General features: G+C 39.2%; 17 protein-coding genes. 3 read left to right on the top strand and 14 right to left on the bottom strand.

Going from position 1 to position 23638, the window contains the following annotated elements:
* Nucleotides 1–8: 8 nt before the first annotated feature.
* The 3 genes from Q0N70_RS00205 to Q0N70_RS00215 form a co-directional block, all read right to left on the bottom strand.
* Nucleotides 9–1397, bottom strand: a complete 1389-nt coding sequence (locus Q0N70_RS00205; RefSeq protein WP_294012011.1) for a flagellar hook-length control protein FliK — start codon at nucleotides 1395–1397, stop codon at nucleotides 9–11.
* Between the two features lie 54 nt (nucleotides 1398–1451).
* On the bottom strand, nucleotides 1452–2084 hold the full coding sequence (locus tag Q0N70_RS00210; protein ID WP_294012014.1) for a flagellar protein FlbB: 633 nt from the start codon (nucleotides 2082–2084) through the stop codon (nucleotides 1452–1454).
* 104 nt (nucleotides 2085–2188) lie between these two features.
* The gene (locus tag Q0N70_RS00215) at nucleotides 2189–3478 is read right to left on the bottom strand and encodes a hexokinase (protein WP_294012017.1); all 1290 of its coding nucleotides are present in this window, start codon (nucleotides 3476–3478) and stop codon (nucleotides 2189–2191) included.
* A gap of 161 nt (nucleotides 3479–3639) precedes the next feature.
* On the opposite strand from Q0N70_RS00215, the gene Q0N70_RS00220 reads away from it, so the two are divergent.
* The 3 genes from Q0N70_RS00220 to Q0N70_RS00230 are packed head-to-tail and all read left to right on the top strand — an operon-like array spanning nucleotide 3640 to nucleotide 8140.
* Nucleotides 3640–5460: a methyl-accepting chemotaxis protein gene (locus tag Q0N70_RS00220; RefSeq protein ID WP_294012020.1), complete on the top strand. Its 1821-nt coding sequence runs from the start codon at nucleotides 3640–3642 to the stop codon at nucleotides 5458–5460.
* A gap of 28 nt (nucleotides 5461–5488) precedes the next feature.
* Nucleotides 5489–7516 carry an ATP-dependent helicase gene (locus Q0N70_RS00225; RefSeq protein ID WP_294012023.1) on the top strand — a complete coding sequence of 676 codons (2028 nt, stop codon included), beginning with the start codon at nucleotides 5489–5491 and terminating at the stop codon, nucleotides 7514–7516.
* A gap of 57 nt (nucleotides 7517–7573) precedes the next feature.
* A complete protein-coding gene (locus Q0N70_RS00230; RefSeq protein WP_294012026.1) occupies nucleotides 7574–8140 on the top strand; it encodes a hypothetical protein in 567 nt (188 codons plus the stop codon).
* A gap of 60 nt (nucleotides 8141–8200) precedes the next feature.
* Here the strand turns inward: Q0N70_RS00230 and rfbB are convergent, their stop codons facing one another.
* The 11 genes from rfbB to Q0N70_RS00285 all read right to left on the bottom strand — a co-directional run bounded on the left by rfbB (nucleotide 8201) and on the right by Q0N70_RS00285 (nucleotide 23570).
* Nucleotides 8201–9316, bottom strand: a complete 1116-nt coding sequence (gene rfbB / locus Q0N70_RS00235) for a dTDP-glucose 4,6-dehydratase (RefSeq protein WP_294012028.1) — start codon at nucleotides 9314–9316, stop codon at nucleotides 8201–8203.
* 1 nt (nucleotide 9317) lies between these two features.
* Nucleotides 9318–9917 (bottom strand): dTDP-4-dehydrorhamnose 3,5-epimerase, encoded by a 600-nt coding sequence (gene rfbC, locus Q0N70_RS00240; protein WP_294012030.1) that lies wholly within the window; start codon nucleotides 9915–9917, stop codon nucleotides 9318–9320.
* The gene (gene rfbA, locus Q0N70_RS00245) at nucleotides 9917–10792 is read right to left on the bottom strand and encodes a glucose-1-phosphate thymidylyltransferase RfbA (protein ID WP_294012033.1); all 876 of its coding nucleotides are present in this window, start codon (nucleotides 10790–10792) and stop codon (nucleotides 9917–9919) included. Before rfbA ends, rfbC begins: the two co-directional genes overlap by 1 nt.
* 17 nt (nucleotides 10793–10809) lie before the next feature.
* Nucleotides 10810–11673, bottom strand: a complete 864-nt coding sequence (locus tag Q0N70_RS00250; RefSeq protein ID WP_294012036.1) for a hypothetical protein — start codon at nucleotides 11671–11673, stop codon at nucleotides 10810–10812.
* 48 nt (nucleotides 11674–11721) lie between these two features.
* Complete coding sequence (lepB, locus tag Q0N70_RS00255; protein WP_294012039.1) at nucleotides 11722–13479, bottom strand: signal peptidase I; 1758 nt, start codon at nucleotides 13477–13479, stop codon at nucleotides 11722–11724.
* Between the two features lie 82 nt (nucleotides 13480–13561).
* The gene (locus Q0N70_RS00260) at nucleotides 13562–13927 is read right to left on the bottom strand and encodes a hypothetical protein (RefSeq protein ID WP_294012042.1); all 366 of its coding nucleotides are present in this window, start codon (nucleotides 13925–13927) and stop codon (nucleotides 13562–13564) included.
* Between the two features lie 29 nt (nucleotides 13928–13956).
* Complete coding sequence (locus Q0N70_RS00265) at nucleotides 13957–17148, bottom strand: hypothetical protein (protein ID WP_294012045.1); 3192 nt, start codon at nucleotides 17146–17148, stop codon at nucleotides 13957–13959.
* Nucleotides 17149–17196: 48 nt separating this feature from the next.
* On the bottom strand, nucleotides 17197–20136 hold the full coding sequence (gene uvrA, locus Q0N70_RS00270) for an excinuclease ABC subunit UvrA (protein ID WP_294012048.1): 2940 nt from the start codon (nucleotides 20134–20136) through the stop codon (nucleotides 17197–17199).
* A 61-nt stretch (nucleotides 20137–20197) separates the two neighbouring features.
* Nucleotides 20198–21541 carry an MATE family efflux transporter gene (locus tag Q0N70_RS00275; protein WP_294012051.1) on the bottom strand — a complete coding sequence of 448 codons (1344 nt, stop codon included), beginning with the start codon at nucleotides 21539–21541 and terminating at the stop codon, nucleotides 20198–20200.
* A gap of 476 nt (nucleotides 21542–22017) precedes the next feature.
* Nucleotides 22018–22953 (bottom strand): cysteine synthase A, encoded by a 936-nt coding sequence (gene cysK, locus Q0N70_RS00280; RefSeq protein WP_294012054.1) that lies wholly within the window; start codon nucleotides 22951–22953, stop codon nucleotides 22018–22020.
* A gap of 188 nt (nucleotides 22954–23141) precedes the next feature.
* On the bottom strand, nucleotides 23142–23570 hold the full coding sequence (locus Q0N70_RS00285) for an Rrf2 family transcriptional regulator (protein WP_013701753.1): 429 nt from the start codon (nucleotides 23568–23570) through the stop codon (nucleotides 23142–23144).
* Between the last annotated feature and the right edge of the window lie 68 nt (nucleotides 23571–23638).

Raw genomic sequence — 23638 nt, forward strand, 5'->3', positions numbered from 1 at the left:
TTTTACTCCTATGCAACAACGCTGATTTTTCTGTCAGAATCCGCGCTATATGCAGCTTGCGAAGAAGCCGCTCCTGAAATCTCAGCGGAAGACGCATAATCACCGTAAACTTTGTTAGAAAAGAACTGTTCGCTGCTCTGCTGCCGTTCTCCCTGCGCAAATGAGCCGGAAGATGTGTCGGCATAGCTAAGACTTAAATTTGCATTTTCAAATCCGCTGTTTTGAAAAGCCTGCTTTAAAGTCTCCATATTTTGTTTAAAAGCTTCGAAAGCTTCCTTGCTGTTTACTGTAATCTGCCCTGTAATCACATTATCGGAAAGATGAAGATTTATTTTAACATTTCCTAAATTTTCTGGCTTTAAAATCATATTTATTGAGCCGGAATTGTTGTCTTGCAAAACAATGTTTCCAGCGCGGACAAAATCAGGCGCATTAAACTGAATCTGCTGTGAAAGCATCTGCTGAAAAGTAGATCCGGAAGCTCCTGCGCTCTGGTTATTTGAAGAAAGAATATTCTGCTTTGCAGTTTCAGAAAGTGAAAGCGAAAGATTCAAGCTGTTGTCTTGCTCTGAATAGTCAGATTTCATTTCAGATTTAAAGTCAGCGATTTTCTGCTCAACGGAACGCTCGTCTGTAACTGTAAAAATATTTTCAAAAAGAGACGGAACTTCTTTTGCGCCATTTTCATCAGAAGAAGAAAGTTCAAGCTTGAAAAAATCAGGTTTCTTTTCGCCGGATTCTGAAGAAAGCGCAAGCTGTGCAAACTCTGCGGAATTCTGCAAAGCTGCAATTTCATCTGGAACAGACTGCGAAGATTCAAGTTTCAGACTTGCTTCAACACTAGAAAAATGCTCAGTAAATTTTGTGTTTTCTAAAAACTTTTCAGGCTCGTCAACAGAAAGATTCTGCGCAGCCTGCAAATTCTGCATTTCATTTAATGGAAGAAAAAAACTACTTTCAGCTGAAAAATCATCAGTTTTGTTTTCCAATGAAAAATCTTCAGAACGCAAAAATGCAAGCTGCTCGCTAGAAGGCAAAGTTTCAGAAATAGAATCAGAAGAAAGTTCATTTTGAAAATCCAAGTTAACACAAGATTCTGCCTGAACAGAAGGCTCTTCTTGAACAACCGCAAACGAAGCAAAAACAGAAGAAGAATTCTGCATTTCTGCGCTGGCTTTTTCTTCTACGGACTTTGCAGCCGGCTCATCAGAAGTCTTTGAAACTTTTTGAACTTTTTCTTTGGAAGGAGAATTGTCTGCCCGTTCTTTTCTTGAAGCGGATTCCACCATTTCTTTAAATGACGGCTCTCTGTCTTCAGATTTTGCAGTCGGAATTTTCTTTACAGAAACATCGCGTTCCTGCTGTGGATTTACAATCTGTAAACTTAATGCCTGCATGGGCAACCTCCGGATTCTATAAACACCGGCGCGCCGCATTGACAGGCAATCTTGCTAATTTATTGAAAGCGGTTTATTTGCCATCTTGCGTGAAATTTCAGCAGCACGTTCGCTAGGCATTAAGGAAAGCCAATATGCGACTGTAGAAGATTCACCAGAAGCAGCGGCAATCTCATCGGCACGGCGCAGAACATCAATTACGTCCTGATCATCCATTTCAACAAGAATTCCAACTGCGCTTTTTGGCGGCATACCGTTCAAATTAGCAACAATTTGCTCGATGTTTACACTTCTATCATCGTACTTTTTTACTAAATTATTAAATGTTTTTTCGCGTTCAGCCTGAGTTTTTTCTTTGTCTTCAAGTTCCTGCGCAACCTGGGCATTTGCATCCTCGCGTTCCTTTACTTCCGCCTCTCTTTTTGAAAGCTCCTGCGAACGAATATCAAGCGCCTCAAGTCTTTTTGCAAAACGGTCGTTGTCAAGGTCAGCCTCAACAAGTTCTTTTGAAGATGAAGCTGAAACAGAAGTCTGCGGAGAAAGCCCGGCTAATTTAAACAAAGGTGCAAAAGCTCTCTTAGCCTGAATTATTCCCAGATAGTCAAACCAAAGAAGTCCGAACAAAACAAGAACTACAATAAGAATGATGAGGAGAATTGATTTTCCTAAAACTTTAGCGTTTGACATATATTGCTCCAGTTGATTATCGGACTTTTTTTAGAAAAACCTAAGAAAAACCACGCCCAAAAGAAACAGAGGAAAAGTTTAAAAGCTTTCCCCCATAAATTTCATTAGAGAAGACCGCCAATCGCAGTGCCAAGAGTAATGTCGTTTTCACGGCTGATTACATCAAAGTAAAGTCCGCGTTCTTTTACAAGAAGCTCTTCAAGATAACCAAGAACACGCTGGCGAACTTTATAAGTCTTAAAGAATGAAGTTCCGTTGCAAAGAATGCACACAGGCTTATCAGCAGTCTTGCCTTCCCCGCTTTTTATTACACAGGCAGACAAAATTGCGGCGGCCATTCTAGCGCAGCGTTCTACAAGAGCGTCAAGAAGCTGGAACAAAACATCGTAATCATCTTCTTTTGCGCATTCAGCCATAATTGAGCCAAGTTTTGAATTTGTTGAATATGGCGCATGAAGGAACGAATCCATTTCAATTTGAGTAAGAGAATCAAGCTTGGAAAGTTTTTCTGAAAGTTTTTCTGTAAAAAGATTTTCTTTGCCGGCAGTTGTTACAGCTTCAAAAGCAATCGGTCCCATATATGCGCCTGAGCAAAGTTTTTCCATAATGCCGATTCCAGGCTTTTCACTTTTTTTATCAAATGAAATATCAAAGTCGCTTCTTGCAACCTTGTCAAATTTTCCAGACTCGCAGTTTATAATCTGTGTCTTTAAATTTTTGTATTCTGGAGCTGCAGTCTGAATATACGCAGAATTCATTCCAGTTCCAAGGATGAATCCAACATAAGAAGAATATTTCATTCCTTCATCCGGGTCGGCGGCACCAGCAAGCAAGGCGGAAACCGTGTCATTCAGCATTGAAACATGAAGCTTGTTTTTCCAGCCGTGCTCTTTCAATGCTTTTTCAAGTTCTTTTCCGATATGGGAACCTTCAACTTCAGGAGCTTTTACTTCTTTTGTAAAATTAATGAGAACACCGTCTCCGTCTTCCTGAATATCAACCGGGTAAGAAAAGCAAAATCCAATGCTAGAAGACTTATCCTTTAAATGCTCAAGGTTTGATGCAATCTGATCAAAGAATTCTTTTTTAGAAAGCTCGCGGTCAACGCCAGGCATTCTTGTTTTTTCCATAAAATCAATTGAAGGATTTCCGTTTGAATCAAAAGTTACAAGGCAAGAACGGAAATTTGTTCCGCCGGCATCAATTACAATGACACTTTTTCCAGCTGTAGCCTGAGACGGAGGATTCGCATAAGTTCTAATCATATCCTCGCCAGAAGGACGGCCGCTCAATCCTTCATTCATATCAAAAAGCATGGCTTCAACAACTGAATTAATGTCCTGATGGATGCTGAAATTGTGTCTGCCCAAAAAGGCTGCAACTTTCCGGTTCATAAACGAACTCCTTATAAACTTGAAATTAAAAATATTGCTACTATTATAAATATAAAACTAAGAATTATCAATCTGATTTATATGTTCAAAATGGAAATTATCGTATATAATTAATAAAATAAAACTGTTGGTGCAAAAAGTAAAAGCACAAGGGGGACTCTATGAGATTTACAAATTCCTACAAATTCAAGTTTATCGCATTTATATCATTTTTCATCATTCTCATTTCTGTCATTACCACAATGGTTGCAATGAACAATATAAAGTCAACCGCTTTTTCAGTTTTTTCATCGCAGGGAGAATCTTTAGTAAAAAGAGCTTTATACAAAATTGACGTAGACCGATTTGCAGAGCTCGCTGAAACACTTGACGAATCGCATCCGTATTATACAGAACTATACAAAGAACTTAGAATCATAAAATCGCAGACACAGTGCAAATTCCTTTACACAATGATTCCAAGCGGCGGAAACAATTTCACCTATATTGTAGACGGAAGCACAACTCCTGTTGACACAGACAATTTTTCGCCAATCGGAACAGTTGAAGATTTAACAAGCTACGGCGACTATCCGCACATTGTATTGCAGGAAAAAGAAATCATAATTTCAAATTTCAAAAAGCAGGAAGGATGGGGCTGGATGCTCACGGCTTATGCGCCAATAATCAAAGACAGCAAAGCAATCGGATTTGTAGCCTGCGACTTTGACGCTGTTTCAATCATAAAAATAATAAAACGAAGCCAGATGACCATGACAATTTGCTGCCTCGCCCTTTTTGTAATCTGCGTAGGATTTTTGTGCCTGTGGATTTCTTCATTTTTCAAAAAACTTACATCGGTTTCAGCAAGAATGAACGAAATTGCCGGCGGAGAAAGCGACCTTACAGCCAGAGTTTTGGAATCAGGCGAAAACGAGCTTACAGAAATTTCAAGAGCCTGCAACAGAATAATTGAAAATCTTCAGAAAATGATTATCTCTGAAAAAACAGCCGTTTCAAAATTAAGCGAAAATTCCAATGTGCTTTTAAGCCAGACGCACGAAACAACAAGCCTAATTGAAACAGAAGGTCAGTTAATAGAAGATATTTACTCAAAGGCGAAAGAGCAGACTGAAAAAACTCAGGAAGCAAACGGAACTATTGACGACGTTGTAAATTCCGTGATTGAACTTGACGAAAAAGCAAGAAACCAGCACGTGGCAATTCAAAATTCCACAGACGCCGTTAGCCAAATTACAAAAAACATAGAAGAAATCAACGAAAAAATTTCTGGAATCAACAGCGAATATGAAAATATCGTTCAAAAATCCAATGACGGAAAACAATGCCAGTCCGAAGTCGCAAAAAAGATTGAAGCTATTCAGGAACTTGCGACTAAGCTTTTTGAAGCAAACAAAGTGATTTCTGAAATTTCCGCACAGACAAATTTGCTTGCCATGAATGCGGCAATTGAAGCGGCGCACGCAGGTGAAGCAGGAAAAGGATTCAGCGTAGTTGCAAATGAAATCAGAACGCTTGCAACAAATTCCGCCTCCCAGACAAAATCGATAAAAGAACTTGTTGAAAATATTGAGTCAGCTGTAGAACAGATGGTTTCAGCTTCTACAAATTCTACAAAATCATTTGACGCGCTGGAATCAAGCATAAAAAGCATGAACAGCTCAATTCAAAGCGTATGCGAAAAAATGAACGAGCAGAATTCAGAGTCAAGCAAAATCCAAAGCATGATGCAAATTCTTCATGAAGACTCCGATGCGATTTCAGTTTCGTCCGGGCAGCTCAAGACAAAAAATTCGCTTCTTGAGGAGCAAGTTTCAATTCTTCAGGAAAAAGCTTCGGAAATTCTTGACAGTTCAAGCACCGCTTCCGAAAACCTTGACAAGATGAAAAATTTTGCTGGCAAAGTAAATTCACATTCAGAAGAAAACCTTACGCTTTCTGAATCTGTAAAGAAAATTGTTGACAGCTACAAAACTGAATAAAAAAAGCTAGTTAAAAAAAGGAATAAAAATGTCTCTTGAAAATGACTTAAAAGACAAGCTCAATCCAGAGCAATACAAAGCTGTGTCTACAATTGAAGGTCCGATTTTAATAATTGCAGGCGCAGGCTCTGGAAAAACACGCGTAATCACTTACAGAATTGCAAATATGCTTGAAAAAGGAATTCCGCAAAGCCAAATTCTCGCGCTCACTTTTACAAACAAAGCCGCAAAGGAAATGGAAGAGCGAATAAAAGAGCTTACTGGAAAAAAACTGAACAATCTTACAGTCAGTACTTTTCATGCGTTTGGAGTGCGCATTCTAAGGCAGGAAATTACAAAGCTTGGATACCGGGAAAATTTTTCAATCTATGACGAAACTGACAAAAAAGCTCTTATAAAAGAAAGCGGACGTGAGCTGAAATTTTCAGCAGACGCAATGGATCTTTACAAAATAAGCACATTGTTCAGCGATATAAAAACCGGGCGCAAAAACTGGAATTCAGAAAGCGATATGTACAGAAGCCTTTACGAAGAATATCAGTCGGGACTTAAGCTTTTTAATTCTGTTGACTTTGACGACTTGATTGTGCTCCCGATAAAACTTTTCAAAGAAAACCCGGAAGTTTTGGAAGCGTACAGAAACAGATTCCGCTATATAATGGTTGACGAATTTCAAGACACAAGCCATCAGCAGTACGAAATGATGCATCTTCTTGCAAACAAAAATATCGCGGTTGTTGGAGACGACGACCAAAGCATTTACAGCTGGCGCGGCGCAGATTTTCAGAATATAATCAACTTTGAAAAAGATTTTCCTGATGTTACAGAAATAAGACTTGAACAAAACTACCGCTCAACTGGCACAATTTTAGCGGCGGCAAACGGAGTAATAAAACACAACACAAACCGCAAAGACAAAGAGCTTTGGAGCGGAAACGGAAACGGAAAACCAATCGAGCTTTATTCGCCGGAAAACGAAGCCGCAGAAGCCGACTTTATTGCAGAAGGAATTCTTGGAATCAGCGTAGACGAAAAACGCAACTATGACGACTTTGGAGTTTTAATCCGGGCAAACACACAAAGCCGCGCAATCGAAGAAGCATTTCTTGAAAACAACATTCCATACACAATGAGCGGAGGCACAAGTTTTTTTGAGCGAAAAGAAATAAAAGACATAATCAGCTATCTGCGCGTAATTGCAAACCATGACGACGACATAAACCTTTTGCGCATAATAAATACACCGCGGCGTGGAATCGGAAAGGCGGCAATCGAATCAATAAACAAAGTTGCTTCCACAATGAATTTTTCTCTGTGGGAATCTATTCAGGCAATTTTGTCATCTTCGGAAGAAGAATGTCCTGTAAGTGAAAAAACAAAAGCAGACCTTGAAGCCTTTTCAAATATAATAGAAAATTCTAAAAGCATGCTTTCTGGAAAAGGACTTGCAAAAAAAGTACGAGCCTTAGTAGACGAAATAAATTATTTTGACTATTTGATTTCAGAAAATCCCAAGAGCGAAAAATCCGCAAGATTCAAATACATGAACATCGAAAGCTTAATCAAGAGCATGGAGCAATGGGAAAACAATCCAAACTATGACGACACAAGCCTTTACGCATATTTAAACAGAATCACTTTGATTTCGCGGGACGATATGGACGACGAGCAGGACAAAGGCAAAGTGAACTTAATGACAATCCACGCAAGCAAGGGGCTGGAATTTCCTGTTGTATTTATTGCAGGAGCGGAAGAAGGACTTATGCCCCATGCCCATGCTGTAGAAGAGGGCGGAGATGCGGCGGTCGAAGAAGAACGTCGGCTTTTTTACGTTGCAGTTACAAGAGCAAGAGACAGGCTTTTAATTTCCTCATGCTCCCACAGAAGAAAAATGACTTCCACAGTTGAATGCGAGCCAAGCCGTTTTCTTGATGAAATTCCCAAAAATCTTGTTGAATACCACGAGCCTTCAAAAGAAGTTGACGCAGAAACAGCTCACGAGCTTTTGCAAAATATGCTGAAAAACATGGCAAAACCAAGAGTTCCAAAGATTTAAAAGTTCCATGCAAGTTTGATATTTGCAAATGCAAAGTTCTTGTGCTATAATTAAAAAATGAGAACAATTTTATCGAAAACAGTTTTTACTATTTTAACGGCAGTATGCACGCTGGCATTTTTTTCCTGCGCAACATCACCTAAGAATTCAGAATTTCTGAAAGTTGAAGACAAGCAGACTCCGCCTCCGATGTTAACAGAACTTCCTGTTATTGAATATTCTGGAATCGGAATAAAATACGAAGTTGAATCAATGCTGCTTCATCATTTTCTTGTTGTTCAGGACAAGGATGCAAGCGGACAGTTTGCGGCACGGCTTCTTGATGAGGCGGCAACTGCAAAACTCAAGGTAAAGTTTCCGGCTGGAACTTACGAATGCCTTATAAAAGAAAAAGCTACAGATTCTGACCACAGCGCATTTTATGTTTATATAGACAACACGCCATTCCGTGTTTATCCAAGCAATCCGCCGCTAGGAACTTGGGAGCTAACAACAAGAGCGCCGATTTATTTTACAATCGATGAGCCGCGTACAATCTTAATTACAATTCAAGCAAATTCAGAGCAAAAAACTGGAGATGTCGGAATGAACTTGGACTTTATACAATTTGTAAAAAGACAGTAAACAATATTTTTACACATAAAGAAAGCCTCGTTTTCACGAGGCTTTTTCTTTTCTTTAACTTTATCTTGACTTGTAGTTAGCGTCTATCCATTTTGTGTATTCGCCGCTAAGGATATGGTCAACCCATTCTGTATTTTTTAAATACCAGTCAACAGTCGCATTCAAGCCTTCCTCAAAGGTCATCTTGCGCTGCCAGCCAAGCTCAGTTTTTATTTTTGTGCAGTCAATGGCATAGCGCTTGTCATGTCCCGGACGGTCTTTTACATAAGTGATTGTCTTTTCAATTTCAGAAACAGGCTTTCCAAGTTTTTCAACTGCAAGCTCAATCACTTTATGAAGAAGGTTTATATTCTGCCATTCATTTTCACCGCCAATATTATATTTTTGACCAGTGCGTCCTTTGTTTACAATAAGCCAAACTGCGCGGTTATGATCTTCAACATAAATCCAGTCGCGGATATTGTCGCCTTTGCCATAAACTGGAAGAGCCTTGCCGTCGCGGATATTGCTAATCATAAGAGGCAAAAGTTTTTCCGGGAACTGATAAGGTCCGTAATTGTTTGTGCAGTTGCTTAAAGTAAGAGGCAAACCGTAAGTATGGAAATACGCCATTGCAATATGGTCGGAACTCGCCTTGCTAGAAGAATAAGGAGAGCGAGGATCATAAGGAGTTGTTTCTGTAAAATATCCAGTTTCGCCAAGAGAACCGTAAACTTCATCAGTTGAAATATGATGAAAAAGAACATCGTCTCTGAATGTCCCGTCCGGCTTCTTCCAAAAATTGCGAGCAGCATCCAAAAGTGTGAAAGTTCCCATCACATTTGTTTTTATAAAAGCTTCCGGTCCCAAGATAGAACGGTCAACATGGCTTTCCGCGGCAAAATGAATAATCGTATCAATGTCATACTGCTTTAAAATCCGCTCAATTTCCGAACGGTTGCAAATATCCACTTTTTCAAAGAAGTAACGTTTTCCGCCGAATTTTTCTTCAACATCCTTTAACGACTCAAGATTTCCGGCATAAGTAAGACAGTCAACATTCACAACGTTTCCGCTGAAGTTTGCATCGTTAAAAAGATTTCCATTTGCTGAAGAAAGTCCGAACAAATAATGAATAAAATTCGAGCCGATAAAACCAGCTCCGCCAGTTACAAGAATATTTTTTAGTTTGCGCATTTTATTTTCCCTGCCATTTTCCATTTAAATCAAAGTAATCCACATCAAAAGAGAATGCCGGATGTTTTTTGTCTTTTTCGCTCAAAAGAGGAGATTCTCCTGCGCCAACAGATTTCCAGTCAACTCCAATTGAAGAATCATTCCACATCAAGCCGCCTTCATCTTCCGGATGATAAAAGTCCGTGCATTTGTAGGCAAAAACCGCCGAATCAGAAATCACATAAAATCCGTGGGCAAAACCTTCTGGAATGTAAAACTGATTTTGCTTTTCGCTGTCAAGGACAACTCCGTAGTATTTTCCAAATGAAGCAGAACCTTTACGCAAATCCACGGCAACATCAAAAACTTTTCCCTGCAATGAGCGCACAAGTTTTCCCTGAGGATGCTTTGTCTGAAAATGCAGTCCGCGCAAAACGCCTTTTGACGAAGACGACTGATTATCCTGCACAAATTTCATTTTTAGTCCAGCCTCAAAAAAATCTTTTTCGCTGTAAGTTTCCAAAAAATATCCGCGGCTATCTCCAAAGACTTTTGGCTGAATTTCATAAAGTCCTGCAAATTCTGTTCCGTCAGAAGAATAGCATTTTTTAAAGTCGAACATCAGTTTGCTCCTGCGATATATTCAAGATAGCGGCCGTATTCTGTTTTGTAGCCAGAAGCAAGAGACAAAAGCTCTTCTTTGGAAATCCAACCGTTGCGGAATGCAATTTCTTCAATGCAGCTTACATACATTCCTTGGCGTTTTTGAATTGTGGCAATAAAATTGCTTGCTTCCAAAAGCCCGTCGTAAGTTCCAGTATCAAGCCAAGCCATTCCGCGTCCAAGAAGCTCTACAGAAAGCTGGCCTCTTGAAAGGAATTCGTTGTTTACAGAAGTTATTTCAATTTCTCCACGGGCAGAAGGCTTTACATCAGCGGCGATTTTTACAACATCATTTGAATAAAAGTAAAGTCCCGGAACTGCATAGTTTGATTTTGGAACTGAAGGCTTTTCTTCAATTCCAAGGACTTTTCCAGATTTATCGAATTCAACAACTCCGTAAGCAGAAGGCTCTTTTACATAATAGCCGAAAATCACACTGCCCTTTCCAGACTCAACAGTTTCTTTTGCGCGCTTTAAAGTTGAAGTAAACGACTGACCATAAAAAATGTTGTCGCCAAGAACCAATGCAACACTGTCATCTGCAATAAAATCTTTTCCAATAATAAAAGCATCAGCAAGTCCGCGCGGTTTTTCCTGAACTTTATATTCAAATTTCATTCCAAGCCAGCTTCCGTCTCCAAAAAGCTCCTTAAATAAAGGCAAATCTCTTGGAGTTGAAATTATAAGAACTTCTTTTATTCCCGCAAGCATAAGGCAACTTAACGGATAATAAATCATCGGTTTATCATACAACGGAAGAATCTGCTTTGAAACAGCTTTTGTGATTGGATAAAGTCTAGTTCCAGAACCGCCTGCTAAAATAATCCCCTTCATTTTAAACCTCTAAAAATTTATTTTCCTTCGTCCCATGCTTTTTTTATTAAGGAAACAGCATTTTCATCATTCTTAATATTTTCAATTGCATTCAAAAGAAACGCTGTAAAAACAAAAATAAAGAATGCGGCAAAAGTTGCAACTATAATAAATTTAATTGTTCTTTTACCAGAATCTACTACAGAAGAAAGAAGAATAGGAGCTGAAACAAATTTATCATGGCTGGCTTTAAATGTTTTTATATCTGAAGAAATCTCAAGACAATTTACAGACACAGAAATAGTTTTTATTTCCGACTTTTTATTTTCTTCTCTCCAAACAACTGGCAAACTCAAATTTCCATATTGCACAATAATTTTATCAGCATTTTCTTCCAATGAATTAATTCTTTGCATAGCAGAATCTTCTATATAGGAGTTCGTGCTTTTTAAAAGCTCTAAAATAAAAGCATTTAATTCATTTTCTTTTTCAGCAGGAATTTTGCAAAGCAGTGTAATTCGGTCAGAAGCATTAGACGACTGAACAGAAAAAGTTCCTCCAAGTACTGCTTGCTCTGCGTTTTCAAAAATATGAAAATCTCTTTGGCACTCAGAAATTACAGCAGGATCTTGCATATAATCAACAGCAGATTTAATAACATCATATCCTGTCGCATTGAAAACACTAGCAGGCAAACGTTCTGTTTTTAGCGCATAGGAAATCGTAAGTGTTTTTTTATTCAACGAAGGAACAAATTTCGGCAGAACAAAAAGCCATGCAAAGGCGGCAAGCGCAACAGCAAGCGTTCCTATAACTACAAGTTTTCTATAGCGGACAAGAACCGCAAACAAGTCAATCAAAGAAATTTCATCTTCATTATTATTTTCGTACTGTTCAGTCATAAGTCTATTCTATTATTTATTATTTCAAAAATCAATAACAATTCAGTTTTAGTCAGTCAAACCGCTTTTAGGAATTCCAACACGGTTCAAGGGCCAGAATCTAAAGCAGGCTTTTCCAAGCATACGGCTTCTGTTTACATATTGAGGCGCAAGGCTTGTATAGTAAGTTACAGACATTGAATCCATTGGCGAAATTGAAATTAAAGTCTGCTCATAGCTATGGCGCATATCAAGAGAATTGTAGCGGTTGTCGCCCATCATAAAATAGCAGTTTTCTGGAATGTACTGAGCGTTTCCATTCTTGTCATTTGCAGGAAAAACAGGAAGATTTCTTAAATCCATTTCAAGAATGTAAAGGCAAAGTTCCTGAGCCGCCTTAAGATATTCCATGCGCACAGAATCAGTCTGCCATTTTGAAACAGGAATTTCCGAAGCTAAAAGGCTTGCATTTCTTACAAGAATCCTGCCGAATAAAAGCTTTGCCATTACATTGAGCCTAAAACTTGATTCCATATATGCGTCGCTTCCAAGCTGATTTAAAATATTATTTTCACGGTGCCAGCTGTTCAGAAATGAGTCAACCCAATCGGAGCCTCCTTTTACAGTTAAAAGCGAAATCGTTTCGTTGTTTATATTTGAAAACAAATTATAGACAAATAAATCCCGCGCTGAAAAAATTTCTTCTATAGATTTGCCTGAATTTTCTTTTGGACGCGCATAACGAGCAAATTCCTTGGAAAGTTTTTCGCATTCAGATTTTGCGCTGTTCAAGTCAAGAGTTCTGCGCTGCTCTTCAATTTTCAAAGTCGATTCAGCCTGTGATTCAGAAAGAGGAATTGTCTGTATTTTTGACTTTATCTTTGAAGAAAGCGGATTCAAATTCCAGGCAGCCCAAGAAGAGTCCTGCTCTACAGGCTTAAATTCCTGATTATCTTTTGTGCGCGAATAAAGAGTTCCGTCAAGCATATAAATCTGTTCGCCCGGAACTGCGGTTACACGCTTTACAAGAGGGTCGGCTTTTATTTCGCCGTGCTCATCTGTATTTGTCTTTAAAAGCGTAAGGCTGCACATATAAATAAACTGGCTGAAAAAAGTTTTCACTTCATTTTCACGATCGCTTCCATAATGAGGATTTCTAAAAACAACAATGTCGCCTCTTTTGTATTTTTGAAGATACGGAAAACCTGCATTGCTAAGCGGAAATTTCGGGCCGGCAAGAGACTTAAAAACAACAACTCTGTCTTTTATGAGGAAAGTCGGAACCATGCTTTCTGAAGGAATTTCGTAAAGTTGAAAAATAAAAATATTTAAAAGCATGATTGTAAACACAGCCTGAAAAAGCGCGTCAACCCATTCAAGAATTTCAACGGCAACACGTTTTATTCCCTTTGGCTTTTTGTAAGGATTCGCCTTTAAAAATTCAGCCCAGCCGGAATCAAGAGAGGCAATCCGTTTTTCAGCAAGAAAATACTGTGCCAAAAGTGAAAGGACAAGAATCACAATCCAGGCAAAAGCGCACAAAAAATCAAAGGCGGCAGGAAATCCAAATTTTCCAGAACGCTGAATAACAAAAGCCGTTATAAAAACAAAAGGCTCGTACTGAAAAACACGGCGCACAGAATTCAAGCGGCGCACTGATTTATTTTTTACAAGCTCAACGTATGAAGCAAAATAAAGCAGAACGGTAAAGCCCGCGGAAAGAGGAAATGCCACAGCGGAAATGTCCAAGTGCATATAAAGGCACAGAACAGAAAAAATTGCCGAGCAAATTAAATTCAGTTTTATAATCAACGAAAAATTTTTCATGCAGATATTCTATCACAAAACAAAATCCGTTGCCACAATTTTACTGCATGAAAAATTTATTCAAGCTATTTAGAAATAACTTTTATTTTTCGTGTTTTTTTAAGGACGCTTCTTTTTCGTTAATTTTTTCTTTCAGCTCGTTTATAGCAGAAAGCTTTTCGGAAACAACAAGGGAATCTTTTGAAATTGAAATTCCGTCTTCCGCAAGCTGATCCGCAACAGCCTGTCCAAGCTCCTGATATTTTTTTTCAAGGCGGCTTTTCAGCTGGACAATATCAATTTTGTTAACGGACTTGTCGCCAAATTCACTTATTGCAGAACCGGCAGTTTTCAATCCTTTTTTAGAAGCTTCAACTCCTTTGTCAAGATACTGCTTTAGAGTTTTTGCAAATAGTTTTTTACCAGAAGCAGTTTCTTCCGCTTTTTCTTCATTGATTTCTTCTGACATTTTTCGCCTCCGCTTTATTTCAGTTTATTCTATTGTAATTGCCATTCTCCATATTCGTCAATAAGTTCAGTCTTAAAACTAGGCATTGGATGCCAAGAAATTGCAAAAGTTATATACGGATGATAGTCATAAGTTTTTGCGCCGCTTCCGTTTGTAACAAGACGAGGTTTAAATGAAATTGAGCCTGTCATGTCCCAGTCATGCAGATTTCTTGTAATGCTGACTTTTAAAGTCTTGAGCTTGAATCCAGAAGAGCGTCTGTTAAGCTGGCTTGAATCATAAAACTGTCCGTCGCCCCAGAAAGCAAAAGAATTCCATAAGTCAACAAACATATTTTCTTCGCCGGAAATAACATTGTCGTATTTTGTAAATCTTTGGAAATATCTGAAAATAACATTGTTCTGAGTTTCCGCGCTGAATGAAAGTTCAAATGCCTCATGGATTTTAAAAGTCAAAGACGGAACAAATCTAAAATAGCTGTTTGTTGGACGGACGCAGTCATAGACAATTCCAGCAGTAAGAGAAGGCGCCCAGGTAATCCGATTTTTCCAGTACCTGAATTTTTTTCCGGAAGTTGAATACGCAAGGCTCAAAGTATAAGGAACAAAATCCTTGTCTTCTTTTGCAACCCAGCCTTCGCTTGAATCAAAATCGTAGCAAGTCGTATACTGCATTATGTATGACAGCTGAAAATCCTTCCAAGAAAAAGAAAGCTTCATTGAATCCGAACGCCTTTCTTCCATTTCATAGTTGAAGGATTCTGAAAATAAAAGTTTTCCGTTAAAAAATTTCAGCGTGGCGGACTGCTTAAAAGGATTCCAAACAAAATTGTCAGTGTCTTCGTTTTCCTGTTTTATTCCGACTTCCGCAGAAAGACTCGCATAAGGAAAAGAAAAAGCGGCGTTGAAAGTGTACTCATCAAGCTGCGGCGGAAGATTTGAAGTCAACGTCAGGGACTGCGAAAAATCATCTGTTTCTTTTGCGGCAAGTTTTGCGCTCACTGTATGGGAAGTTACTGTTTCTTCATCAGTGAGTTTCATAACCGCGTATTCCCATTCAGGCTTTTCAGCGTCTCCAATAAATTCAGTCTTGATAATTTTTATAGAAGATTTCCATGCAATGCTCGAATCCTTGAATATATCAGAATAAGCAAATGGATTTATAGAAAAATTATTGTCATTTACCAAATCCATTTTTTTAGCTTTGTAGTCCGAAAGCTTTACCGAATTTTTTGAAGTCTCGGATGTATAGCCGTCAAGATTCGGGTGGCTTTGATAAACAGGATTGAATGTAAAATCATTTTTTGAATACACAAACGGATTTCTAAATCCCAGCTCGCTTGAAATTGTAGCAGGAACTTTTATCTGATAATAAGTCGAATAAAAATTTCCCCATTCAAAATCAGAAGGCTCAAGAAGCTCGGAAGAATTGTAGTTGACTTGAGATGTAAACTGCGGAACTATTGAGTAGCCAAGTTTGTATTCAATTCCTTTTACATCAACAATATTTTCTTTTGGTTTTGGAGCAAGTTCCTGTATTGAAAAAGCAAGCGCATCATCCTTTTCTGATTTTTTTTGAGGCTCATCTTTTACTTCTGGATTTTCTGAAGCGGTTTCTTTTTCTTTTTGCTTTGGAGTTTTTAACTCTTCTGGAATTTCAAGTTCGATTGGAAACGAAGGCGAATCGAATTTTTCATAAACATTTTCAAACGGATATTTAAAAATAGTTCCTTCAATTTTTGCTGCGATTTTAAATGGAACAACTTGCGACGGATAAAAGAACGAACGCTCAGGACTGTAAGTTTGCCAATCAGATGCGGAAGAAGAAAAATCAGAATCAGTCCTGGACTTTGAACTAAATGAAATATCCGACGACAAATTTGTAATGGACAAAGTTGAAATAAACGGCTTTACAAAATCCGGAAGCGGAACAGAATAAGAAGCATTTGCAGTCCATTCAAATGAAGAAGTCTGAGCAGAAGTATCTTCCGTGTCGTTGTCATCAGTTTTTGTCTGTCCCAAAAGAAAATTTATCCAGTCAAGATATTCAGAACGTTTTTCAAAGTCTTCTGTAAAAAACGGATCGCTGTAAACTGGCATAGAAAGGCTCAAAGAAAACGGCTTTTTTATAGAAGCTTTTAAAAGTCCTTTATAGCGGAACGGAGCTTCAACACCAAGAAAATTAGAGTTGTCCTTTTCAATTTTTCCAGCTGAAGAATAAGGAGTATATTTTCCGCCGGAATAAAAAACTGTATTTGTAAACGCAAGCTGCGCTCCGGCTTCAATAGAAGAAATGTAGTCAGAAGAAGACGGTTTATAAACACCAGAAAGTCCAGTCGCAAATCCCATATTCGCATAGTAATCCGCCATGAACTTTAAATAGCTTGAAGCGTCTCCTTTAAAATCTTCATCCAGATTATGCAGAACAAGCCCTTCCCGCTTTTGCTCTTTTAAAGTTGAAGGACGCATAAAGTTGAATATTCCGGCTGCAAGATTATCATCGGAAGAAGTGTCAGACTCTTGCAAAGGTTTTCTTCCAAGCAAATAAGTTGTTGTCTGAAAATAATAGCCGAACCGCTCATCATATCCAAACGCTGGGTTAAACAAGAGCTCGTCCTTTGGATAATAAAAAGCCGGAAGATACAAAACCGGAAATTTTCCAACATAGACAACCGCATTCAAAAACGCAAACTCGCCGCCGGGAAGCAGCCAAATTCTTGAAGCCTTTACCCGCCAATGAGGATCTTCATCATCGCAAAATGTAAGCGAGGCATTTTTAAAAGCAACAGAGCCAGAAGAATCCCTGCCAAAAATTTCAGAAGCGACAATCATTGTTGAGCCGGACGGAAGATTCAAAGCTCCGCTTCCTGCATTAAAAATTCTGCCATTGTCAAAAACGCCTTCCAAAGTGCTTGTGTTCAGCAAAACGGTTGAAGCGGAAATATCCTGTTCATCACCGTTTGTGCCGGATTTAAAAATGCGAACGCTTCCTTTTGCATAAAGCATTTGAGTTGAACGATTGAAAGTTACATCGTCAGCTTTTATTTCTGTCTTTGATTTTTCTTTTTCAACAGAAAGCTTTACGTTTCCAGAAAGATGAATTTCATCCTCGCTTGTATTTTCATTTTTTTTATATTCTGAATAATTTGCGCTTATGATTGTTACAACCGTAACACCGCTTTGAGAAAACGCAGGCTTCAATAAAAAAAACAAAGCAAGCAAAAAAAGAGCACTTCTTTTTCCGAAAGATGAAAGACAAAAAAACATTTTTTACAAAAGCCTGTCTCTTTCTTTTTCGCGCTCAAGAAGCTGAGAAACATATTTTCCTGTATAGCTTTCTTTTGACTTTGCAACTTCTTCTGGAGTTCCAGTCGCAATAATTGAACCGCCGCCGCTTCCGCCTTCAGGACCAAGATCTATCAAATAGTCCGCCTGACAGATAACGTCAAGATTGTGCTCAATCATCACAACTGAATTTCCTTTGTCAACAAGTTTTTGAATAACGCTCATAAGCTGCTTTATGTCAACAAAGTGAAGTCCCGTTGTAGGCTCATCTAAAATATACAAAGTTTTTCCAGTTGAAGGGCGCGAAAGTTCAGATGCAAGTTTTACACGCTGAGCTTCTCCTCCACTCAAAGTAAGCGCATTTTGTCCAAGCTGAATATAACCAAGCCCAACGCTTTTTAAAGTTTCAAGTTTTCTTGCAATATGCGGAATTCCAGAAAAGAAATCAGCGGCTTCTTCAATAGTCATGTCAAGAACATCGCTTATGGATTTTCCCTTGTAAAGAATATCCAAAGTTTCCTGATTGAATCTTTTTCCGTGGCAGACATCGCATGGAATAAAAACGTCAGGAAGAAAATTCATTTCAATTGTCAAAGTTCCAGCTCCCTGGCAAGCCTCGCATCTTCCGCCTTTTACATTGAAAGAAAAACGTCCGCTCTTGTAGCCCTTTGCCTTTGCTTCTGGAATACTTGCGTAAAGCTCGCGGATTTTATCGAACACGCCAATGTAAGTTACAGGATTGCTCCGCGGAGTTCTTCCAATTGGGCTTTGGTCTATGCTTATTACTTTGTCAATACTTTCCAAGCCTGAAATTTTCTTATAAGCTCCAACAGGAAGCTCGCTCTTCATAATTTTATTGCTGATTGCAGGAAACAAAACATCATTCAGCAAAGTTGACTTTCCGCTGCCAGAAACTCCCGTTATGCAAGTAAAAGTTCCAAGCGGAATTTCAACGCTTACATTTTTCAAGTTGTGCTCTGTAACATTTTGAATTTTTATAAAGTTTCCGTTTCCAGTTCTTCTTTGCTTTGGAATTTCCATTCTGATTTTTCCTGCAAGATACTGGCCAGTAAGGCTTTCTGGAATTTTCATAACTTCCTGCGGAGTTCCTGCCGCCATGATTTTTCCGCCGTGGACACCAGCTCCAGGACCAATGTCAACAAGATAATCCGCGGTAAGCAAAGTCTGCTCGTCATGCTCAACAACAATCACCGTGTTGCCAAGATTTCTAAGATACAAAAGAGAATCAATAAGCCGCTGATTATCCCGCTGATGCAGACCAATCGAAGGCTCGTCCAGAATATACATAACCCCGGTAAGACCTGAGCCAATCTGAGTTGAGAGCCTTATGCGCTGCGCCTCGCCTCCGCTTAAAGTTGCAGCCGAACGCTGAAGCGTAAGATATTCAAGACCAACATTTTTCAAGAACGAAAGGCGTGATTTTATTTCCTTTAAAATTTGCGCGGAAATCTTTTTTTCTGTTTCAGAAAGCTCTAATTTTTCAAAGAAGTCTATGGTTTCTGTAACAGAAAACTCGGTCAAGTCCCAGATATTTTTTCCGCCGACAGTAACGCCAAGAGATTCCGGGCGAAGACGTTTTCCATGGCAAGACGCACACTCTTTATGCGACATAAATTTTTCAAGAGATTCCCTTGCATTTTCTCCCCAAGCTTCATTGTAGCGGCGGCGCAAATCACCGAAAATTCCAAGCCAAGGACGATTGTAAGAACTTGTTCCCTCACCGCTTTGCTTTTTGTAAACCCACTTTATGTTTTTCTGCGCGTTTCCGTTCCACAAAAAATCAGTCTGCTTCTTTGTAAGATCCTTCAGCGGAGTTTCAAGAGTAAAGCCTGCTTCATTTGCAACAGCCTCGAACATCGCATGGTTCCAGGAACTTTCAGGATTGTAAGCCTGAATTCCGTACTCATTAAATGAAAGTGAAGAATCCGGCGCAATCAAATTTTTGTCGTATTCCATTTTTTCGCCAAGACCAGTACAGTCGGGGCAGGCTCCAAACGGATTGTTAAAAGAGAACATCCTAGGCTGAAGCTCTGGAATAGAAATTCCGCAGTCAGGACAGGCATTCTTCTGTGAAAAGAAAACTTCCTCTTCTATAAAATCCGCGGCAGAATCAACAGACTTTCCTTTTGCAGAAATCTCATGCACAACATTTTCATAAGCCTCATCAGTCTTATTTACGCGGCGCAAAACAATTATAACACCGTTTGAACTTTGAAGCGCAGTTTCAACTGAATCGGCAAGACGTTTTCTAATTTCAGGCTTTAAAACTATGCGGTCAACAACGATTTCAATTGTGTGCTTTTTCTGCTTGTCCAGTTTTATGGAATCTTCAAGCTCAACCATAAGCCCATCAATTCTAGCGCGCGCAAAGCCAGATTTTTTTGCGTCGTCAATAACTTTTTGATGCTCACCTTTTTTTCCGCGGATAACAGGAGAAAGAATTGTAAGTTTAGTTCCCTGCGACCAAGAAAGAATTGTTTCTATAATCTGGTCAACCGACTGTTCCTTGATTTCCCGACCGCAATTCGGACAGTGGGGTTTTCCAATTCTTGCATACAGAAGGCGGTAATAGTCATAGATTTCTGTTACAGTTCCAACCGTTGAACGCGGATTTTTATGGGTTGTCTTTTGCTCAATTGAAATCGCAGGAGAAAGCCCCGTAATCAAATCCACATCAGGCTTGTCCATTCTTCCAAGGAACTGCCTTGCATAGGAAGAAAGACTTTCCATATATCTGCGCTGGCCTTCAGCAAAAAGAGTATCAAATGCAAGTGATGATTTTCCGCTGCCAGAAAGTCCGCTTATGGCAACAAGTTTATTGCGCGGAATTTCAACACTGATATTCTTTAAGTTATGCTCGCGCGCACCTTGAATTACAATTTTCTCATCGTTGAATGCGTTCATAGCCCTTTATTATAGAAGAAAAGCAGACAAATGAAAATGCCTGCATAAGTTCAAGTCAAAGCTAATATTCAGTTCTAGTTATGTTTCTAAGCCACTTTTTGCTCTTATAGAACGAGAACACCCAGGGCCACTTTACAAATTCGTCTAGGCACATAAAAAAGTAAACCCATACAACAGGAAGCTTGAATACAAAAGCTGTAAGAATTCCAGCTGTAATTCCATAGCCCCACATATCGATTGTGTCGCATATTAGACCGAATTTTGTGCATCCGCCCGCGCGGAAGATACCGGCAATAAGAGTTGTGTTAACAGCAGTTCCCATAACATAGTAGACATTTATAAAAAGCATCTGCTTTAAATAATGCATTGCCAAAGTTGAAAGCGAAGCGTATTTTAGAACAAACGGAATTGAAATAAATATCAAAAGTCCGCCAAACGCCCCTGTAATAACTGTAACTTTAAGAAATTCCTTTGCACCTTTTTCAGCCTCGTCAATCTTATCCGCGCCAATCAAGTTTCCTACAATAATGCCGCCGACCGCAGCAACAGCATAGCAGAACACAGTGGCAAAGTTGCGCACAACACATACAATCGAATTCGCAGCCACAACATCAGAGCCAAGCCGCCCCATGATTGCAACGTAAGCAGAAAAAGCCGCGCCCCAGGAAACATCATTCAGCAAGGCAGGCAAAGACATCTTAAAAAAATCCTTGGCAAGAGAGCTGCTTTTTATAAACATATAGGAAAACTTAAGTTTTATGTCCTTACTCCGGGCCGAAACAATAAAGCACCCTGCAACACAAACAGCCTGAGAAATGCAAGTAGCAAGAGCAACTCCGCGGATTCCCATTTTTTCAATTCCAAAAAATCCAAAGATAAAAACCGCGTTAAGAATGATGTTCAGGAAAAATCCCACACCGTTAAAGAATGTTGCCACCGAAACATGATTCGCGCTTCTAAGCATAGAAAAGTAAGTATTTGAAACCGCCCACAAAAGATAGAACACCCAGATTATGCGAAGATATTCCGCGCCTTCTGAAATCAAAACCGGATCAGCCGTATAAACGCGCATAAGTTTTTCCGGGAACAACGATGCGCCAACAGAAAAGGCAACCGCAACAGCAAGCGAGCATTTAAGCGCAATCCCTTCAATTGCCTCAAGAGCCTTAAAATCTTTTTTACCAAAATACTGAGCCGCAAGAAGAATAGAGCCCGAGCTTATTCCCGAATAAAACATAAAGACAAGACCAGAGTACTGAGTTGCAAGAGAGCCTGCCGCAATAGCGTCCTGACCTACACTGTTAAGCATTATAACATCCACAGAGCCCATCATGGCGGCGAATATATTCTGCAGAATAATAGGAAAAAACATTTTAAGCGAATCTTTGTAAAATTGTTTGTTCATAATTTTCTCCTCTTTACGTTATTATCGGACTTGATTCGATAATCAGAAGCATATATATAACACTTGTTTTAATATAATGCAAGACACATAAATCAAACTGAGCAACAAAGCGCAAAATTGAGGAAAGGATTATCCAGTCAAACTGGATAATGACAAAAAGCTGGATAGTGGCGGAGAAAGTCAGATAATCGAAATGACAAGTAAAAAGTGGATAATGACAGAAAAACTAGATAATTGAAATGACAAAAAAATCTATTAGGGGATTGCCGTATCAAGCACGGAAATGACAAAAAAAAACAAGGGATGTCCTAAAAGAACCTTCTATGTCATTATCGGGCTTGACCCTGCGATGTTTCTGAAAGAAACTCGATTGATAATCTAGGATTGCCGTATCAAGTACGGCAATGACAAACTGCATATCACGACAACGACACTTAGACTTTATTAGACATCCCTGTTATGGTAAAATTTTTAGATTAGTCGGCAAACAATGGTGTTGAAAGATAGCGGTCTCCAGAATCTGGAAGAAGAGCCACAATAACTTTTCCTTTGTTTTCAGGGCGCTGGGCAAGAATCTTTGCAGCCTTTAGAGCAGCTCCGCTTGAAATTCCAACAAGAATTCCTTCTGACCGCGCAAAAGCTTTTCCTTCCGCAAAAGCGTCATCATTTTCTATGGCAATAATCTCGTCATAAATCTTTGTGTCAAGCGTTTCAGGAACAAATCCTGCGCCGATTCCCTGAATTTTATGAGAGCCGGCAGTTCCTTTTGAAAGAACAGGGCTTGAAGCAGGCTCAACAGCAACAACTTTTACAGCAGGATTCTTCGACTTTAGGAATTCACCTACGCCGGAAACAGTTCCACCAGTGCCTACGCCCGCAACGAAAATATCAACTTTTCCATCTGTCTGGCTCCAAATTTCAGGACCTGTAGTTTCACGGTGCGCTTTAGGATTTGCCGGATTTACAAACTGCCCGAGAATAACAGAGCCTGGAATTGACTCTTTAAGCTCTTCTGCCTTTGCAATAGCGCCTTTCATTCCTTTAGAACCTTCGGTAAGAACAAGCTCAGCCCCGTAAGCCTTTAAAAGATTGCGGCGTTCAACACTCATTGTTTCAGGCAAAGTCAAAATAGCCTTGTATCCTTTTGCGGCGGCAACAGCGGCAAGTCCGATTCCTGTGTTTCCAGAAGTAGGTTCAATTATAGAAGCTCCAGGCTTTAGAATGCCTTTTTTTTCTGCGTCTTCAATCATTGCAAGGGCTATTCTGTCTTTTACGCTTCCGGCCGGATTCAGATATTCCAGCTTTGCAAGCAGAGTTGCGTTTTCAATACCGCTAGCCTTTGAATAATTGTTGAGCTTTAGAATCGGTGTGTTTCCAATCAGTTCTACTACGCTTTCCTTAATGTCTGCCATATCCGGCCTCCTGCTAGTTTATATTCCTACTTAAAATATAGGTTTTATGCAATAATACTAACCTTTATTTCCTATCAAGTCAATAGGGTTTTATAATTTATTATTATTTTTTGCCACACGGATTGAATGAAGAGTCATTCCTGTGCCTCGACACAGGAATCTGTTGAATATAGAAGCTAATAAGATATTTATATTACCCAGTCGCTTACACTTTCAGGCTTTAAAAGGTCGGAAATTTTTACGCTGTATAGATAGTTGGAAATTATAGTGTCCAGTTTTTCCCACATGGGGAGCGTCTTGCATTCTGCGGAACGTGGACAGGTTTCAGCGTTTTCTTCAAGGCAAGTAACAGGGGCTAAAGTTCCTTCCGTAAGTTTTAGGATTTCTCCAACGGAATATTCGTCAGCATCTTTTGTAAGCCTGTAGCCGCCTTTTTTTCCGCGCAAGCCTTCTACAAGACCAGCCTTAACCAAAAGAGCCACAATGCTTTCAAGATATTTTAGCGACACATCCTGATTCTCAGCAATGACATTCAATGGAACAAACTCGTCCTTTCCGTGCGAACAAAGCTCTATTATAACACGAAGTGCATAACGCCCTCTTGTTGAAATCAGCATAAACCGTAACCTCTTTTTTATTTTCCTATCTTATCACAAGGATTTTTAATTTTCAATGCGATTTTTTT

The organism is uncultured Treponema sp. (assembly GCF_945873775.1).
Taxonomy (GTDB): domain Bacteria; phylum Spirochaetota; class Spirochaetia; order Treponematales; family Treponemataceae; genus Treponema_D.

What these genes read in the sequence shown, in the direction of transcription:
- Q0N70_RS00205 (WP_294012011.1), bottom strand. Translation starts at nt 1,397, where the DNA reads ATGCAGGCATTAAGTTTACAGATTGTAAATCCACAGCAGGAACGCGAT.
- Q0N70_RS00210 (WP_294012014.1), bottom strand. Translation starts at nt 2,084, where the DNA reads ATGTCAAACGCTAAAGTTTTAGGAAAATCAATTCTCCTCATCATTCTT.
- Q0N70_RS00215 (WP_294012017.1), bottom strand. Translation starts at nt 3,478, where the DNA reads ATGAACCGGAAAGTTGCAGCCTTTTTGGGCAGACACAATTTCAGCATC.
- Q0N70_RS00220 (WP_294012020.1), top strand. Translation starts at nt 3,640, where the DNA reads ATGAGATTTACAAATTCCTACAAATTCAAGTTTATCGCATTTATATCA.
- Q0N70_RS00225 (WP_294012023.1), top strand. Translation starts at nt 5,489, where the DNA reads ATGTCTCTTGAAAATGACTTAAAAGACAAGCTCAATCCAGAGCAATAC.
- Q0N70_RS00230 (WP_294012026.1), top strand. Translation starts at nt 7,574, where the DNA reads ATGAGAACAATTTTATCGAAAACAGTTTTTACTATTTTAACGGCAGTA.
- rfbB (WP_294012028.1), bottom strand. Translation starts at nt 9,316, where the DNA reads ATGCGCAAACTAAAAAATATTCTTGTAACTGGCGGAGCTGGTTTTATC.
- rfbC (WP_294012030.1), bottom strand. Translation starts at nt 9,917, where the DNA reads ATGTTCGACTTTAAAAAATGCTATTCTTCTGACGGAACAGAATTTGCA.
- rfbA (WP_294012033.1), bottom strand. Translation starts at nt 10,792, where the DNA reads ATGAAGGGGATTATTTTAGCAGGCGGTTCTGGAACTAGACTTTATCCA.
- Q0N70_RS00250 (WP_294012036.1), bottom strand. Translation starts at nt 11,673, where the DNA reads ATGACTGAACAGTACGAAAATAATAATGAAGATGAAATTTCTTTGATT.
- lepB (WP_294012039.1), bottom strand. Translation starts at nt 13,479, where the DNA reads ATGAAAAATTTTTCGTTGATTATAAAACTGAATTTAATTTGCTCGGCA.
- Q0N70_RS00260 (WP_294012042.1), bottom strand. Translation starts at nt 13,927, where the DNA reads ATGTCAGAAGAAATCAATGAAGAAAAAGCGGAAGAAACTGCTTCTGGT.
- uvrA (WP_294012048.1), bottom strand. Translation starts at nt 20,136, where the DNA reads ATGAACGCATTCAACGATGAGAAAATTGTAATTCAAGGTGCGCGCGAG.
- Q0N70_RS00275 (WP_294012051.1), bottom strand. Translation starts at nt 21,541, where the DNA reads ATGAACAAACAATTTTACAAAGATTCGCTTAAAATGTTTTTTCCTATT.
- cysK (WP_294012054.1), bottom strand. Translation starts at nt 22,953, where the DNA reads ATGGCAGACATTAAGGAAAGCGTAGTAGAACTGATTGGAAACACACCG.
- Q0N70_RS00285 (WP_013701753.1), bottom strand. Translation starts at nt 23,570, where the DNA reads ATGCTGATTTCAACAAGAGGGCGTTATGCACTTCGTGTTATAATAGAG.